General features: G+C 75.2%; 13 protein-coding genes and 1 pseudogene. 13 read left to right on the top strand and 1 reads right to left on the bottom strand.

What is annotated here, in order from left to right; translation table 11 throughout:
• Positions 1-42: 42 nt before the first annotated feature.
• The 11 genes and pseudogenes from RKD23_RS06325 to RKD23_RS06275 all read left to right on the top strand — a co-directional run bounded on the left by RKD23_RS06325 (position 43) and on the right by RKD23_RS06275 (position 11,467).
• A complete protein-coding gene (locus RKD23_RS06325; protein ID WP_424852735.1) occupies positions 43-1,038 on the top strand; it encodes an NAD-dependent epimerase/dehydratase family protein in 996 nt (331 codons plus the stop codon).
• A gap of 18 nt (positions 1,039-1,056) precedes the next feature.
• Positions 1,057-2,694, top strand: coding sequence for a carbamoyltransferase family protein (locus tag RKD23_RS06320; protein WP_424852734.1), 1,638 nt, complete (start codon positions 1,057-1,059; stop codon positions 2,692-2,694).
• Positions 2,691-3,689: a glycosyltransferase family 2 protein gene (locus RKD23_RS06315; RefSeq protein ID WP_424852733.1), complete on the top strand. Its 999-nt coding sequence runs from the start codon at positions 2,691-2,693 to the stop codon at positions 3,687-3,689. The genes RKD23_RS06320 and RKD23_RS06315 overlap by 4 nt, the downstream gene beginning before the upstream one ends.
• Before the next feature lie 119 nt (positions 3,690-3,808).
• Positions 3,809-4,354, top strand: a complete 546-nt coding sequence (locus tag RKD23_RS06310; RefSeq protein ID WP_424858177.1) for a D-glycero-alpha-D-manno-heptose-1,7-bisphosphate 7-phosphatase — start codon at positions 3,809-3,811, stop codon at positions 4,352-4,354.
• Positions 4,351-5,358 carry a glycosyltransferase family 9 protein gene (locus tag RKD23_RS06305; RefSeq protein WP_424852732.1) on the top strand — a complete coding sequence of 336 codons (1,008 nt, stop codon included), beginning with the start codon at positions 4,351-4,353 and terminating at the stop codon, positions 5,356-5,358. The genes RKD23_RS06310 and RKD23_RS06305 overlap by 4 nt, the downstream gene beginning before the upstream one ends.
• Entirely contained in the window at positions 5,355-6,311 is a 957-nt protein-coding gene (locus RKD23_RS06300) for a glycosyltransferase (RefSeq protein ID WP_424852731.1), read from the top strand. The genes RKD23_RS06305 and RKD23_RS06300 overlap by 4 nt, the downstream gene beginning before the upstream one ends.
• Positions 6,308-7,537: a glycosyltransferase gene (locus RKD23_RS06295; RefSeq protein ID WP_424852730.1), complete on the top strand. Its 1,230-nt coding sequence runs from the start codon at positions 6,308-6,310 to the stop codon at positions 7,535-7,537. The genes RKD23_RS06300 and RKD23_RS06295 overlap by 4 nt, the downstream gene beginning before the upstream one ends.
• Positions 7,534-8,112: a D-sedoheptulose-7-phosphate isomerase gene (locus RKD23_RS06290; RefSeq protein WP_424852729.1), complete on the top strand. Its 579-nt coding sequence runs from the start codon at positions 7,534-7,536 to the stop codon at positions 8,110-8,112. Before RKD23_RS06295 ends, RKD23_RS06290 begins: the two co-directional genes overlap by 4 nt.
• Positions 8,109-9,575: a D-glycero-beta-D-manno-heptose 1-phosphate adenylyltransferase gene (rfaE2, locus tag RKD23_RS06285; protein WP_424852728.1), complete on the top strand. Its 1,467-nt coding sequence runs from the start codon at positions 8,109-8,111 to the stop codon at positions 9,573-9,575. Before RKD23_RS06290 ends, rfaE2 begins: the two co-directional genes overlap by 4 nt.
• Before the next feature lie 9 nt (positions 9,576-9,584).
• On the top strand, positions 9,585-10,583 hold the full coding sequence (locus RKD23_RS06280; RefSeq protein WP_424852727.1) for a glycosyltransferase family 9 protein: 999 nt from the start codon (positions 9,585-9,587) through the stop codon (positions 10,581-10,583).
• A pseudogene (locus RKD23_RS06275) lies at positions 10,573-11,467 on the top strand (glycosyltransferase family 2 protein). The gene RKD23_RS06280 and the pseudogene RKD23_RS06275 overlap by 11 nt, the downstream one beginning before the upstream one ends.
• 12 nt (positions 11,468-11,479) lie before the next feature.
• Here RKD23_RS06275 and RKD23_RS06270 read toward each other — a convergent pair.
• Positions 11,480-11,629 (bottom strand): hypothetical protein, encoded by a 150-nt coding sequence (locus tag RKD23_RS06270; RefSeq protein WP_424852726.1) that lies wholly within the window; start codon positions 11,627-11,629, stop codon positions 11,480-11,482.
• Positions 11,630-11,973: 344 nt separating this feature from the next.
• Here RKD23_RS06270 and RKD23_RS06265 point away from each other — a divergent pair, with 344 nt between their 5' ends.
• Positions 11,974-13,770 carry a glycoside hydrolase family 15 protein gene (locus RKD23_RS06265; RefSeq protein ID WP_424852725.1) on the top strand — a complete coding sequence of 599 codons (1,797 nt, stop codon included), beginning with the start codon at positions 11,974-11,976 and terminating at the stop codon, positions 13,768-13,770.
• Positions 13,767-15,461: a pyranose oxidase gene (locus tag RKD23_RS06260; RefSeq protein ID WP_424852724.1), complete on the top strand. Its 1,695-nt coding sequence runs from the start codon at positions 13,767-13,769 to the stop codon at positions 15,459-15,461. Before RKD23_RS06265 ends, RKD23_RS06260 begins: the two co-directional genes overlap by 4 nt.

Genomic DNA, 15,461 nt, shown 5'->3' with positions numbered 1-15,461 from the left:
CTTCTTCCAGCACAAGGACTTCCCACGCTCGAAGGACGCCGTATGAATCCTGCGACGACCCGCGCCCCCTGGCGCCGCGCCCTGGTGACCGGCGGGGCCGGTTTTCTCGGCAGCCATCTGTGCGAGCAGCTGTTGGCTTCGGGTACCGAAGTCGACTGCGCCGACAACCTCGTGTCGGGATCGACCCGCAACATCAGCCACCTGCTCGGCGGCCCCGGCTTCCGGTTCGTGGACACCGACGTGTGCGCCGCGGACGCGCCCGAGCGCCTGCCCGGCCCCTACGACCTGGTGCTGCACTTCGCGTGCCCCGCCTCCCCGGCCGACTACCTGCGGCTGCCGCTGCAGACCCTCGACACCGGAAGCCTCGGCACCCGCGCCATGCTCGGGGTCGCCGAGCGCGACGGCGCCCGCTTCCTGCTGGCCTCCACCTCCGAGGTGTACGGCGACCCCCTCGTCCACCCGCAGCGCGAGGACTACTGGGGCAACGTCAACCCGGTGGGCCCGCGCAGCGTCTACGACGAGTCCAAGCGGTTCGCCGAGGCGCTGGTCACCGCCCACGCCGGCACGCTCGGCACCGACGCGGGCATCGTCCGGCTGTTCAACACCTACGGCCCCCGCATGCGCGCCCACGACGGCCGGGCCGTGCCCACCTTCGTGTGCCAGGCGCTCGCCGGAGAGCCGCTGACCGTGGCGGGCGACGGCAGCCAGACCCGCTCCCTGTGCTACGTCGACGACACCGTCGACGGCATCCTGCTGGTCGCCGCCAGCCACTCCGTACGGCCCGTGAACATCGGCGGCACCGACGAGGTCACCGTCCGCGACATCGCCCGCCGGGTGGTGGAGCTGACCGGGTCGAGGTCCGCGATCACCTTCGTCGACCGGCCCGTCGACGACCCCCAGCGCCGCCGCCCCGACACCTCCCTGGCCCGCGAGCTGCTCGGCTGGACGCCCCGCGTGTCCTGGGAGGAGGGCATCAAGCAGACCATCGCCCACTTCGCCGCCGCGCAGCCCGTGCGCGAGCCCGCCCCGCATCCCTGAGCGCCTTTGGAGACCCGCATGCGAGTGCTGGGAATCAACGCCCTCTTCCACGACCCCGCCGCCGCCCTGGTCGTGGACGGCACCGTCGTCGCGGCCGCCGAGGAAGAACGCTTCAGCCGCCGCAAGCACGGCAAGCGGCCCGTCCCCTTCTCCGCCTGGGAACTGCCCGAACGCTCCGCCCGCTGGTGTCTGGACCGGGCCGGCCTCGACCCCGCCGACCTCGACGCGGTCGCCTACTCCTACGATCCCGCCCTCGCCCGCCCCGCCGAGGAGATGGGCCTGCACGACCCCTGGGACCACCTGCGCCAGGAGTACGCCCGCCGCGCCCCGGAGTTCCTCGCCGAGGCCCTGCCCGGGCTCTCCCCGCACAAGGTGCGCTTCGTCCCGCACCACGTCGCCCACGCCGCCTCCGCAGGACCGGCCTCCCCGCACCCCGAGTCCTCCGTCCTGGTGCTCGACGGCCGCGGCGAGAGCCGCTCCCACCTGGCCGGCCGCTACACCGGCCCCCACCTCGACGTCCTCGCCGCGCAGACCCTGCCCGACTCCCTCGGCCTGTTCTACGAGGACCTCACCGCCCACCTCGGCTTCCTGCGCAGCAGCGACGAGTTCAAGGTCATGGCCCTCGCCTCCTACGGCAAACCGCGCCTGGCCGACCAGCTGCGCGGCTACGTCCACGCCGACCCCGACGGCGGCTTCACCGCACGGCCCGTGCCCTGGTCCTCCCTCGTGCCGCCCCGCCCCGCGGGCGAGCCCTGGACGCAGGACCACGCCGACCTCGCCGCCAGCGCCCAGGCCTGCCTGGAGGAGGTCCTGCTGGAGCTGGCGCACTGGCTGTACGGCCGTACCGGCGACGAGGTCCTCACTCTGGCGGGCGGAGTGGCCCTGAACTGCGTCGCCAACAGCCGCCTGCACCGCGAGAGCCCCTTCCGGCACATCTGGGTCCAGCCCGCCGCCGGGGACGCCGGGACGGCCCTCGGAGCCGCGCTGCACGTGGCCGGTCAGAGCGAGGCCCGGATGGAGCCCATGCCGACCGCCGCCCTGGGCCGCGACTGGACCGACGCCGAGCTGCGCGCCTGGCTGGAGCGGGCCGCCGTACCCTACGAGGAGCCCGTCGACATCGCCGAGACCGTCGCCGCCGAGCTGGAGCGGGACGGCATCGTGGCCTGGTTCCAGGGCCGCAGCGAGTACGGGCCCCGCGCGCTCGGCCACCGCTCCCTGATGGCCCACCCCGGCCGCCCGGCCAACCTGGAACGGCTCAACGCCGTCAAGGGCCGCGAGGAGTTCCGGCCCGTCGCCCCGATGGTGCTGGCCGAGCGGGCCGCCGAACTGTTCGACGGGCCGATGCCGAGCCCGTACATGCTGTTCGTGCACGACGTCGACCCGCACTGGCGCGAGCGGATCCCGGCCGTCGTCCACGTCGACGGCACGGCCCGCATCCAGACCGTCGACCGGCGCACCGAGCCGCTGGTGGCCCGGATGCTCGACGCCTTCGAGCAGCGCACCGGGCTGCCCGTCGTGGTCAACACCAGCCTCAACACCGCGGGCCGGCCCATGGTCGACGACCCCCGCGACGCCCTGGAGTGCTTCGGCTCCGCTCCGGTGGACCTGCTGGCGCTCGGCCCGTTCGCCGTCCACCGCAGGGCGGTGTTCGCATGACCGGCCCCGTCCCCGCGTACACCGTCGTCGTCCCGACGATCGGTCGGCCCTGCCTCGCCGACTGTCTGCGGGCCCTGGCCGCGGCGGAAGGGCACGCGCCCCGGGGCGTGCTCCTCGTCGACGACCGCCCGGACCCCGTCGGCCCGCTGCCCCTCGACGCGGCCGGGCATCTGCGGGACCGCGTACGGGTGCTGCGCACCGGCGGACGGGGTCCGGCCGCCGCGCGCAACGCGGGGCTGCGGGAGGTGGACACGCCGTGGACGGTCTTCCTCGACGACGATGTGCGGGTCCTGCCCGACTGGAGTCGCCGGCTCGCCGCCGACCTGGCCTCCGCCGCCGAGAACACCGGCGGGATACAGGGCCGGCTGCGGGTCCCGCTGCCGGTCGACCGCAGGCCCACCGACTGGGAGCGCGGCACCGCGGGCCTGGAGCACGCGGCGTGGGCCACCGCCGACATGGCGTACCGCACCCAGGCCCTCAAGGGCGTCGGCGGCTTCGACGAGCGGTTCGGCCGCGCCTTCCGCGAGGACGCCGACCTGGCGCTGCGCGTGCGGCGGGCCGGCTGGACGCTGCACCGGGGGCGGCGCACCACCCTGCACCCCGTACGCCCCGCCGACCGCTGGGCGTCGGTGCGCGCCCAGCGCGGCAACGCGGACGACGCCCTGATGAACCGGCTCCACGGCCGCGACTGGTGGGCCCGCGCGCAGGCGCCCCGCGGCCGGCTGCCCCGGCACGTCCTCGTGACCGCCGCCGCGCTCGCCGGCTGCCTGAGCGCGGTCACGGGGCACCGCCGGGCCGCCGCGGCGGCCGGCGCCCTGTGGGCGGCCGGCACCGCCGAGTTCGCCCTCGCCCGAATCGCCCCCGGCCCGCGCACGCCCGACGAGATCCTCACCATGACCGTCACCAGCGCCCTCATCCCACCCCTGGCGACCGCCCACTGGCTCGACGGCACCCGCCGCCACCGCCGGGCGCTCCCCCTGGGGAGCCGATCATGACCGCCCCTGGGCAGCCTCTGGTGACCGGGGCCGTGCCGAACCTGTCTCCGTTGGGTCGCCTGCGCAGGGAGCCGGTCCTGACCGCGCCCCCGGCCGTCCGCCCCGGCGCGGAGCACCTCATGCCCGGGCGGCAGCCCACCCTCGCCGTTCTCTTCGACCGCGACGGCACCCTCGTCGAGGACGTCCCGTACAACGGCGACCCCGACCGGGTGCGGCTGCGCCCGGGGGCACGGGAGGCGCTGGAGGAGCTGCGGGCCCGGGGCGTGCCGACAGGGGTGGTGAGCAACCAGTCCGGCATCGGCAGGGGCCTGCTCACCCACCATGCCGTACGGCAGGTCAACGCCCGCGCGGACGCGCTTCTCGGTGGTCTGGACGCCTGGCTGTACTGCCCCCACCTGCCCGGCGCCGGCTGCGACTGCCGCAAGCCCGCGCCGGGACTCGTCCTGGAGGCCGCCGACCGGCTCGGCGTGCCTCCCGGCCGGTGCGTGCTGATCGGCGACATCGCCGCCGACGTCCTCGCGGCCCGCGCCGCGGGCGCCCGCGGCATTCTCGTCCCCACCGCCGTCACCCGCCCCGAGGAGATCGCCGCGGCGCCCGACACCGCCGAGGACCTGCTCACCGCCGTACACGCGGCGCTGGCACCGCAGCGAGGTGAACTCCCATGAGGGCCCTGGTCGTACGACTCGACAGCTTCGGGGACGTCCTGCTCGCCGGGCCCGCCGTCCGCGCGGTCGCCGCCCACAGCGCCCACGTCACCCTGCTGTGCGGCCCGCTCGGCGAACCCGCCGCGCGGCTGCTGCCCGGCGTCGACGACGTGCTGGTGTGGGCCGCCCCCTGGGAGGGCTTCACGCCGCCGAGCGTCGCCGAGGCCGACGTCCCCCGGCTGGTCCGGCTGCTCCAGGACGGCGCCTTCGACGTGGCGCTGATCCTGACCTCCTTCCACCAGAGCCCCCTGCCCACCGCCCTGGTGCTGAAGCTGGCCGGAGTGCCCCGGATCGGCGCCGACAGCGTCGACCACCCCGGCCGCCTGATCGACGTACGGCACCGGCGGCTGCCCGGCCGGCACGAGGCCGAGGCCGCCCTGGACACCGCCGCCGCGCTGGGCTTCCTGCCGCCCCCGGGCGACGACGGCCGACTGCGCGTGCTGCCCCCGCCGGACACCATCTCCCTGACCGGGAACGGCCCCTACGTCGTCCTCCACCCCGGCGCCAGCGCCCCCGCCCGCGCCTGGAGCCCCGACCGCTGCGCCGAGGCCGTCGAGCTGCTCGCCGACGCCGGCCACCGGGTCGTCGTCACCGGCGGGCCCGACGAGACCGCGCTGACCCGCACGGTGAGCGGCGACACCGGCGTCGACCTCGGCGGCCGCACCGACCCGCGCGTCCTCGCCGGAGTCCTGCGCACCGCCGACGTCCTGATCTGCGGCAACACCGGCCCCGCCCACCTCGCCGCCGCCGTCGGCACCCCCGTCGTCTCCCTGTTCGCGCCGGTCGTCCCCGCCGAGCGCTGGGCGCCGTACGGCGTGCCCTGCATCGTCCTCGGCGACCAGAAGGCCCCCTGCGCGGACACCCGCGCCCTGCACTGCCCCGTGCCCGGCCACCCCTGCCTGGCGGAGGTCACGGGCCGGGACGTCGTCGCCGCGGTGCACAAACTGCTGGAGGAGAGCGCATGAACGTCCTGGTCTGGCACGTGCACGGCTCCTGGCTGACCGCCTTCGTCCAAGGGCCGTACACCTACCTCGTGCCGGTCACCCCCGACCGGGGCCCGGACGGCCTGGGCCGGGCCCGGACCTGGCAATGGCCCGACTCCGTACGGGAGTTGCCCCCGGAGGAGCTGCGGGACGCCGAGATCGACCTGATGGTGCTGCAACGGCCCCACGAACTCGCCCTCGCCGCACAGTGGACCGGCCGCCGCCCCGGCATCGACGTGCCCGCCGTCTACGTCGAGCACAACTGCCCCGACGGCACGGCCGTCGACACCCGCCACCCCCTGGCCGGCCGCGGCGACATCCCCGTCGTCCACGTCACCCACTTCAACCGGCTGATGTGGGACAACGGACGCGCCCCGACCGAGGTCATCGAGCACGGCATCATCGACCCCGGCCCGCTGTGGACCGGTGACGAGCGGCGCGCCGCGGTCGTCGTCAACGACCCCGTCCGCCGCGGCCGTACCACCGGGACCGATCTGCTGCCCCGGTTCGCCCGTGTCGCCCCCCTCGACGTGTTCGGCATGCGCACCGGACTGCTGGCGGGCGACCCCGGCCTTGAGCTGTGCCGCATGCGGGACCTCCCGCAGGGCGCGCTGCACCCGGCGATGGCCCGCTGCCGGCTCTATCTGCACCCCGTGCGCTGGACGTCGCTCGGGCTGTCCCTGCTGGAGGCGATGTTCCTCGGCATGCCCGTCGTGGCCCTCGACACCACCGAGGTCCGCGAGGCCGTCCCCGCCGGGGCCGGTGTCGTGTCCAACCGGTTCGACGTACTGGAGGACGCCGTACGCGGCTTCCTCGCCGAGCCGGAGCACGCGCGGCGGACGGGGGAGGCCGCCCGGGCCGCGGCACAGGCCCGCTACGGAGAGCGGCGCTTCCTGGACGACTGGGAGCGCCTGATCAAGGAGGTCATGCGATGAGCCCCACCTGCCCCCAGGCCGGCCGTGTCGCCATGGTGTCCGAGCACGCGAGCCCCCTCGCCGTGCTCGGCGGCCCCGACGCGGGCGGCCAGAACGTCTATGTCGCGCAGGTCGCCGCGCAGCTCGTCCGCCGCGGGCACGAGGTCACCGTCTACACCAGGCGGGACTCCACCCGGCTGCCCGACCAGGTCACCACCCCCGACGGGGTGAAGGTGGTCCATGTTCCGGCCGGACCGCCCGCACCGATCCCCAAGGACGAACTCCTGCCGTACATGCCGGAGTTCGGCTCCTGGCTGGCCCGCGCCTGGGCGAGCCGGCCGCCGGACGTGGTGCACGCCCACTTCTGGATGTCCGGCATGGCCGCGCTCGCCGGCGCCCGCGCGCTCGGCATCCCCGTCGTGCAGACCTACCACGCGCTGGGCACCGTCAAGAAGCGCCACCAGGGCGCCGCCGACACCAGCCCGGCCGACCGCATCGCGATCGAGACGGCCGTGGGCCGCGAGGCCGCCGCCATCATCGCCACCTGCCGGGACGAGGTCGCCGAACTGGAGGCCATGGGCCTGCCGCGCGACCGGATCTCCATCGTCCCCTGCGGTGTCGACCCGGTGATGTTCCGCCCGGTCGGCACACGCCGCCCGCCCGGCGCACCCCGGCTTCTCTCCATCGGCAGGCTGGTCCCCCGCAAGGGCTTCGACCGGGCGATCCGCGCCCTCGCCGAGGTCCCCGACGCCGAACTCGTGATCGCCGGCGGCCCCGAGCCCGCCCTGCTCTTCGCCGAGCCCGAGGCCGAGCGGCTGTGGGCCATCGCCGAGGAATGCGGCGTCGCCGACCGGGTCCGGTTGCTCGGCGGCGTGAGCCGGGACCGGATGCCGGGCCTGATCTCCGACGCCGACCTCGTGCTCTCGCTGCCGCGCTACGAACCCTTCGGCATCGTCCCCGTGGAGGCCATGGCCTGCTGCACGCCCGTCCTCGCCACCGCGGTCGGCGGCCAGCTCGACACCGTCGCCGACGGCGTGACCGGCCGCCTGGTCCCGGCCGACCCGCGGCACGACATCACCGCCGCCGTACGGGACCTGCTCGACGACCCGGCGCTGCGCGCCCGGTACGGCGCCCAGGGCCGGCGCCGTGTCCTCGCCCGCTACACGTGGGACCGCGTGGCGGACGGCGTCGCCCAGCTCTACAGCGCCGTCTCCTCCGTCCCCTCGCTCTCGGGAGCCCTGCGATGACCCTCGCCACCGACGTCAGCCACTGCGACGACCTGATCAGGGCCGTGGCGGAGTTCCGCCGGTACGCGCCGCTCGTGCGGCGCTGGGGCTTCGAGCTCGCCGGCCGCCTCGGCGCCGGAGCACGCCTCCTGGTCGCCGGCAACGGCGGCAGCGCGGCCCAGGCCCAGCACCTCACGGCCGAACTGGTCGGCCGCTACCGCGAGGACCGGCCCGCGTTCTCCGCGCTGTCCCTGCACACCGACACGTCCACCACGACCGCCATCGCCAACGACTACGGGGTGCGGGAGATCTTCGCCCGCCAGGTCGCGGCGCACGGCCGCCCGGGCGACGTCCTGATGCTCCTGTCGACGAGCGGTGCCAGCGCCAACCTGCTCGCCGCGGCGTCCCGCGCGCACGGTCTGGGCCTGACGGTGTGGGCCCTCACCGGGCCGCCCCCCAACCCCCTGCAGAGCATCGCCGACGAGGCCGTGCCGGTGACGGCCCCGACCTCGGCGACGGTCCAGGAACTGCACCTCGTCGCCGTGCACATGCTCTGCGAGTACTTCGACGAGGCGGTCGCCGGGGAGGGCACATGAACGGGGCCGGTGTGCCGCTGCTGGTCGTCGGGGACGCCCTGCTCGACCACGACCTGGTGGGCCGCGCCGAGCGGCTGGCGCCCGACGCGCCCGTGCCCGTCGTCAGCGGGGCCCGGCGCACCACCCGGCCCGGCGGCGCCGCCCTCGCGGCCTGCCTCGCCGCCGCCGACGGCCGCGAGGTCACCCTCGTCACCGCGCTCGGCGACGACGAGGCCAGCGCGCGCTTGCGCCTTCTGCTGCCGGACCGCGTCCGCGTGGTGCCGCTGCCGCTGACCGGCGCGCTGTCCGCCAAGACCCGCATCCTCGCCGCCGACCGCCCCCTCCTTCGCCTCGACGACGGCGACGGCCGCGCCGCCGGACCCACGGAGGAGGCCCGCCGGGCCGTCGCCGACGCGGACGCCGTCCTGGTCGCCGACTACGGCCGCGGCAGCGCCGACGTCCTCCGCGACGCCCTGGCGGAGGCCGCCGCCCGGGTCCCGATGGTCTGGGACCCGCACCCCCGGGGATGCCCGCCGGTCCCGGGCGCGCGCCTGGTGACTCCGTCGGCGGCGGAGGCGAGGGGATTCGCGACGGGGATGGAGGCGAGGGGACTCTCGACGGGGGCCGAGGCTCCTCGGCCCGACGCCCCGTCAGCCCGTGACAACGCCGGAGAGCTGCACACCGCCGCCCAGGACGCCGCCGTACTCGTACGGGCCTGGCGGGCGGCCTCCGTCGTGGTGACGCTGGGCGGCCGCGGGGCCCTGCTGTCCCACGGGGCGACACCGCTGCTGGTGCCCTGCCCGGTCACCGCCGAGGGCGACGCGTGCGGGGCGGGGGACAGGTTCGCGGCGGCCGCCGCGGGGGCGCTGGCCGACGGGGAGTTGACCGAGGCCGCGGTCCGTGCGGCCGTACACGCCGCCACGCGGTACGTCGCCGAGGGCGGGGTCCGCTCCCTCGGGGCAGCCGGCCCACCACCGGCCGAGGGCGGCGTCCGACGCCCGGCCACCGGCGCCGAGCTGACCCGGGACGCCCTGCGGACCGCCACGCGCGTGCGTGCGGCGGGCGGCACGGTCGTCGCCGCGGGCGGCTGCTTCGACCTCCTGCACGCCGGCCATGTCTCCCTCCTCCAGGCCGCCCGGCGCGCCGGCGACTGCCTGGTGGTGTGCGTCAACTCCGACGCCTCGGTGCGGCGGCGCAAGGGCGAGGGCCGCCCGCTGGTGCCGATGGCCGACCGGGTGCGTGTGCTGCGCGCCCTGGAGTGCGTCGACGCGGTCGCCGTCTTCGACGAGGACACCCCCGAGCGGCTCCTCGCCGAACTCCGCCCGCACATCTGGGCCAAGGGCGGCGACTACGCCCGCACCGACCTCCCGGAAGCCGACCTGATCGCGAGCTGGGGCGGCCAGGTGGTCCTCCTGCCCTACCTCGACGGCCGCTCCACCACCGGCCTCGCCGCCCGCGCCGCCCTCACCCCGAACCGGAGGTGAACCCCGAGAATGCCCACACCCCCTGACGCCCCCACCCGCCCCCGCCTCCTCGTCCTGCGCGCCCTGGGGCTCGGTGACCTCCTCGCCGGGGTCCCCGCCCTGCGGGCCCTGCGGCGGGCGTTCCCCCGGCACGAGATCCTGCTCGCGCTGCCGCCCGCCCTGGAGGAGGCCGCGTCGGCGATCGGGGCGGTCGACGGGGTGTTGCCCGCCGAGGCGCCGAACCGGGAGGTTCCGTCACTCACGCACTGGCCGTATCCGCCGCCGGACGTGGCGGTCGACCTGCATGGCAACGGCCCGGCCAGCCGGGACGCGCTGGCGCTGCTGGGGCCGCGTCGGCTGATCGCGTACGCCGGGTCCCACCCCCTGCCCGAGCTGCCCCCGAAGTGGCACCCCGAGGAGCACGAACGCGCCCGCTGGTGCAGGCTCCTCGGCGCGCACGGCATTCCCGCCGACCCCGGCGACGTACGGCTGCGGCCGCCCGCGCGGCCCTCGCCGGCGCCCGGGGCCGTGGTGGTGCACCCCGGCGCGGAGGCCGCCGCGCGGCGCTGGCCGGCCGAGCGGTACGCCGCCGTGGCGCGGGACCTGCGGTCGGCCGGGCACCGGGTCGTGGTGACGGGCGGCCCGCGCGAGGACGCCCTGGTCAAGGAGGTCGCCACCCGGGCCGGGGTCCCCGCCCACGACGTCCTGGCCGGGGGGCTGCCGTTCGCGGATCTGTCGGCGCTCGTCGCCGAGGCCGCGCTCGTCGTCAGCGGCGACACCGGCCTCGCCCATCTCGCGGTGGCCCACGGGAGCCCGTCCGTCACCCTCTTCGGCCCGGTGTCCCCGCTGTTGTGGGGCCCGCCCAAGTCACCCCGCCACACCGTCCTGTGGAAGCCCGGCCCGCCCGGCGACCCGCACGCGACCGTCCCCGACCCGCTGCTGCTGGCCATCACCACGGACGACGTCCTCACCGCCGCCCTCACCCACCTCGACGCCCCCGAGGAGGAGGCAGAACCCTGTGCCCGGTGAGCCCCGCCCGGACGGCCGGGTCACCGTGGCGGTGATCACCCGCGACCGCCCGGTCGCCCTGCTGCACACCCTCGACGAGCTCGCCGCGCTGCCCGAGCGGCCCCCGGTGATCGTCGTGGACAACGGCACCGACTCCGTCCCCCCGCGCCACCCCGCCCGGCCCCGGGTCCTCCGCCCCGGCCGCAACACCGGCGCCCTGGGCCGCAATCTGGCCGCCCGCCACGCCACCACGCCTTACGTCGCCTTCTACGACGACGACTCCTGGTGGACGCCAGGCGCGTTGCGGCACGCGGCCGACCTGCTCGACGCGCACCCGCGGCTCGGCCTGTTGGCCGCCCGCACCCTCGTCGGCCCGGAGGCCGCCGAGGACCCGATGAACGCCCCTCCTGGCCGGCTCCCCGCTGCCCGCGGAGGCCGACCTGCCGGGCCGCCCGGCGCTGGGCTTCCTGGCCTGTGCGTGCGTGGTGCGCCGGGAGGCGTTCCTCGCGACCGGCGGCTTCCACCCGCTGCTGTTCTTCGGCGGTGAGGAGACCCTGCTGGCCTACGACCTGTCCGCCGCGGGCTGGGGCGTCGTCTATGAACCCTCCCTGACGGCCCGTCACCTCCCCGAGTGGTCCGGCCGCGAGGGCCGCAGCCCGCTGATGCGGCGCAACGAGGTCCTCACCCTGTGGCTGCGCCGCCCGCTCCCGCCGGCCGCCCGGGCGAGCGCCCGCCTCGCGGCCGCCGCCGTCACCGGCGCCGACAGCGCCCGCCGCGCCCTGCTCGGCGTCCTCGTCCGCCTCCCGGCCGCGCCGGCTCGACGCCACCGCCTCCCGGACCACGTCGAGCACGCCGCCCGCCTGGTGGACACCGGCCAGCGCGAGAAGGAACACCGACCGGCATGACCCCGTAACGCGTCAGCTCTCGTCGTCCTCCTCGTCGCGTTCGCCCTCGGCCTGGGACGTGGTCGGGGTGTCCGGCAGGGGCAGATCCTCCATGTCCCGCAGGTCCTCCGGCTCGCCCTCGGCCTGGGAGGGGGTGTGATCGCTCATGGGCTGCTCGGTCATGGTGCGCTCCTCCCGCACAGCTCTTCCGACGGCTCGGCGCTCCGGCCGCCGCCCCTGCCGGGTACCCGCGCCCGCCCCGCGGATCCACCTTGCCCGCTCATTCCGCCGACATATTCCCTCGTATGCCTGAGGCATATGCCAAAGTCGCCTGTCCGTCCGCTCTGTGCCACCGTGAAGAAGGAAGCGCCTGGGGTCCCGCCCAGGCAGACGCCCCTGTCAGGGGCGCCCCGGTGTACGCCGCCCGTACGGCCCCGGGGTGACACGCCGCTCAACCGTCCACGCATATGCCGCTGTCGTCCCGTGCGCCCGCGCGGAGCGCCGGCGGCTGCCGAGGGAGTGTCGGAATGGTCAGCGCAATCGAGGACTACGCCTTCATCGGTGACCTGCAGTCGGGCGCGCTGGTGGGGCGCGACGGGTCGATCGACTGGCTGTGCCTGCCCCGGTTCGACTCACCGGCCTGCTTCGCCGCGCTGCTGCACGACGACAGCGCCGGCCGCTGGCTGCTCGCCCCCGCGGGCGGAGGCCCCGCGACCCGGCGCCGCTACCGCGACGACACCCTGATCCTGGAGACCGAGTGGCACACCGCGGAGGGCGGCGTACGCGTCGTGGACTGCATGCCGCTGCGCGGCGAGGCAGCCGACGTGGTGCGCGTGGTCGAGGGCCTCAGCGGGCGGGTCACCATGCGGATGGACCTGCGGCTGCGCCCCGACTACGGCCGGATCGTGCCGTGGGTGTACCGCGCGGGCGGCGGACTGCGCGCGGTCGCCGGACCGGACGCGTTCTGGCTGCACACCCCGGTCACGGTGTACGGCGAGAACCTCACCACCCGGGCCGAGTTCACGGTCGAGGCGGGCCGGCAGGTGCCCTTCGTGCTGACGTACAAGCCCTCCCACTTCGTCAGCCCCGCCCGGCCCGTGGAGGCGCTGTCCGCCATCGAGGACACCGAGCGGTTCTGGCGCGAGTGGACCGGCCGCTGCCGCTACCGCGGCATGTGGGACGACGCCGTACGCCGCTCCCTGATCACCCTCAAGGCCCTGACGTACCGGCCCACCGGCGGCATCCTCGCCGCGGCCACCACCTCCCTGCCCGAGCAGCCCGGCGGCACCCGCAACTGGGACTACCGCTACTGCTGGCTGCGCGACGCCACGTTCACCCTCCAGGCCCTCATCGGCACCGGCTATCTGGAGGAGGCGACCCAGTGGCGCGACTGGCTGCTGCGCGCGGTCGCAGGCAACCCCGCCGACCTGCAGATCATGTACGGCCTCGACGGCACCTGGCGGCTGCCCGAGTACGAGCTGGACTGGCTCGACGGCTACCAGAACGCCCGCCCCGTCCGGGTCGGCAACGCCGCCACCCGCCAGTTCCAGCTCGACGTGTGGGGCGAGGTCCTCGAATGCCTCTACGTCGGCCGTGAGGCCGGCATGACCGCCGGCGGCCCGGCCTGGAACATGGAACTCGCCCTGCTGGACTTCCTGGAGAGCAACTGGCAGGAGCCCGACCTCAGCCTGTGGGAGGTCCGCGGCGCGCCCCGCCAGTTCGTGCACTCCAAGGTGATGGCGTGGGCCGGCGTCGACCGCGCGGTGCGCTCGGTCCTGCACCACGGCCGCTGGGGCCCGGTCGACCGCTGGGAGAAACTGCGCGACCGCATCCACGAAGAGGTCTGCTCCCAGGGCTACGACGCCGAACGCGGCACCTTCACCCAGTTCTACGGCTCCAAGGGCGTCGACGCCGCCCTGCTCCTGCTGCCCCGGGTCGGCTTCCTGCCCTGGCACGACCCCCGCGTCCGAGGCACCGTCGACACCGTACGCCGGGAGCTCGCCGAGGACGGCTTCCTGCGCCGCTACCGCCCCGAGGCCGACGGCGGCGTGGACGGCCTGCCCGGCGGCGAAGCCACTTTCCTGGTCTGCACGTTCTGGCTCGCCGACGCCCTGCACGGCACCGGCCGCCGCCAGGAGGCCCGGGAGCTGTACGAGCGGCTGCTGGACCTGCGCAACGACGTCGGGCTGCTCGCCGAGGAGTACGACCCGGCCACCGGCCGCCATCTCGGCAACACCCCACAGGCGTTCAGCATGGTCGGCCTCGTCAACAGCGCGCTGTGGCTGAGCGGCACGGCGGACATCACCTCGAAAGGACGTCCATGAACGACCACGTCACCGAGGCGGACGTACTGATCGTCGGCAGCGGCCCGGTCGGCTGCGCCTTCGCCCGCAAGCTCGTCGACGCCGGCCGGAGCGTCCTGATGATCGACGCCGGGGCCCAGTTGTCCCGCCGCTACGGCGAACACCTCAAGAACAGCTACCTGTTCCAGAAGAACATCGACCTGTTCGTCTCGGTCATCAAGGGCCATCTGCTGCCGCTGTCCACCGCCACCAACCGCGAGCCGGTGCTCACCCTCGACCCGTCCGCGTTCTCCTACGACCCGGAGAAATACGCCGGCTTCTCCCTGCGCAACCAGAACCCGGAACAGCGCAAACACCTCAACCTCCCTGCGGCAGCGGCCACTTACGCGGTAGGCGGCATGGCCACCCACTGGACCTGCGCGGTGCCCCGCTTCCACCCCGAGGTGGAACGGCAGTACGGCGGACAGGCCTACCCCATCGACGACAAGGAGATGGACCGGCTCTACGACGAGGCCGAGTCCCTGCTCGCCCGCTCCACCTCCGTGTTCGCCGACTCGGCCCGGCACCTGCTGGTCAAGCGCGTGCTCCAGGACGCCGGGGAGGAGTTCGCCGACGTCACCGAACTGCCCCTGGCCGTCCGCGACCGCGCCGACTCCGCGCACACCCAGGCGGTCACCTGGTCGGCCGCCGACACCGTCCTCGGCGACCTGGCCGACCCCGCCCACACCCCGCCGCGCGGCTCCTTCACCCTGCTGCCCGAGCACCAGTGCGTCCGCCTGGAGATCACCGGCTCCGGCAAGCACCAGAAGGTCCAGTACGCCGTAGTACGCGATCTGCGTGACGTCCGCGAGGAGATCCGGCTGCGCGCCGACACCTACGTCGTGGCGTGCGGGGCAGTCCCCACACCGCAGTTGCTGTTCAGCTCCGGTGTCACCCTGCCCGCGCTCGGCCGTTATCTCACCGAACAGCCCATGTCCTTCTGCCAGGTGGTGCTCCAGCAGCGGCACATGGACCACGTCGAGGAACTGCTGTGCACCTCCGCGGACGACGCCGCCTGCCAGGCCGCCGCCGACCGGGTCGCCCGCTACCGCGCCGCCCAGCTGAAGAGGCTGCACTCCGGCGACAAGTGCGCCGACCCGGTGCCCTTCCCGCCCGACGAGCGCGACCCCAACCTCGCCCTGCTGGTGAGCGAGCACCGCCCCTGGCACTGCCAGATCCACCGCGACGCCTTCACCTACGGTGCCGTACCGCCGAACGTCGACCCGCGGCTCATCGTCGACCTGCGCTGGTTCGGCATCTCCCGGCCCCGCCCGGAGAACAAGGTCACCTTCTCCCGCAGCCTGCGCGACACCTTCGACATGCCGCAGCCCACCTTCCACTTCCGGCTCGACGAGGCCGAGCGCAGGGCGAGCGACCGCATGAACGAGCACATGCTGCACACCGCGGCCGCCCTCGGCGGGTTCATGCCCGGCTCCGAGCCCGTCTTCCTCACCCCGGGCCTGCCCCTGCACATCGCGGGCACCACCCGCATGGGCAGAAGCGCCCTGGACAGCGTCGTCGACGAGTACTCCAAGGTGTGGCACATCGACAACCTCTACCTCGGCGGCAACGGCCTGCACCCCTTCGGCAACGCCTCCAACCCCACCCTCACCAGCGTCGCCATGGCCCTGCACGCGGCCGACACCATCGTCAAGGGCCACCCCGGACACTGA

Origin of the sequence: Streptomyces sp. SAI-170, from assembly GCF_049739565.1 — a bacterium.
Lineage (GTDB): Bacteria > Actinomycetota > Actinomycetes > Streptomycetales > Streptomycetaceae > Streptomyces.
The sequence above is the reverse complement of the archived record's forward strand: the minus strand, read 5'-3'. Positions and strand labels throughout refer to the sequence as shown.

Excerpts from the sequence above, each read along its gene's own strand:
- RKD23_RS06300 (WP_424852731.1), top strand. The coding sequence starts at position 5,355 with ATGAACGTCCTGGTCTGGCACGTGCACGGCTCCTGGCTGACCGCCTTC.
- RKD23_RS06295 (WP_424852730.1), top strand. The coding sequence starts at position 6,308 with ATGAGCCCCACCTGCCCCCAGGCCGGCCGTGTCGCCATGGTGTCCGAG.
- RKD23_RS06305 (WP_424852732.1), top strand. The coding sequence starts at position 4,351 with ATGAGGGCCCTGGTCGTACGACTCGACAGCTTCGGGGACGTCCTGCTC.
- RKD23_RS06320 (WP_424852734.1), top strand. The coding sequence starts at position 1,057 with ATGCGAGTGCTGGGAATCAACGCCCTCTTCCACGACCCCGCCGCCGCC.
- RKD23_RS06310 (WP_424858177.1), top strand. The coding sequence starts at position 3,809 with ATGCCCGGGCGGCAGCCCACCCTCGCCGTTCTCTTCGACCGCGACGGC.
- RKD23_RS06260 (WP_424852724.1), top strand. The coding sequence starts at position 13,767 with ATGAACGACCACGTCACCGAGGCGGACGTACTGATCGTCGGCAGCGGC.
- RKD23_RS06280 (WP_424852727.1), top strand. The coding sequence starts at position 9,585 with ATGCCCACACCCCCTGACGCCCCCACCCGCCCCCGCCTCCTCGTCCTG.
- RKD23_RS06290 (WP_424852729.1), top strand. The coding sequence starts at position 7,534 with ATGACCCTCGCCACCGACGTCAGCCACTGCGACGACCTGATCAGGGCC.
- rfaE2 (WP_424852728.1), top strand. The coding sequence starts at position 8,109 with ATGAACGGGGCCGGTGTGCCGCTGCTGGTCGTCGGGGACGCCCTGCTC.
- RKD23_RS06315 (WP_424852733.1), top strand. The coding sequence starts at position 2,691 with ATGACCGGCCCCGTCCCCGCGTACACCGTCGTCGTCCCGACGATCGGT.
- RKD23_RS06325 (WP_424852735.1), top strand. The coding sequence starts at position 43 with ATGAATCCTGCGACGACCCGCGCCCCCTGGCGCCGCGCCCTGGTGACC.
- RKD23_RS06270 (WP_424852726.1), bottom strand. The coding sequence starts at position 11,629 with ATGACCGAGCAGCCCATGAGCGATCACACCCCCTCCCAGGCCGAGGGC.
- RKD23_RS06265 (WP_424852725.1), top strand. The coding sequence starts at position 11,974 with ATGGTCAGCGCAATCGAGGACTACGCCTTCATCGGTGACCTGCAGTCG.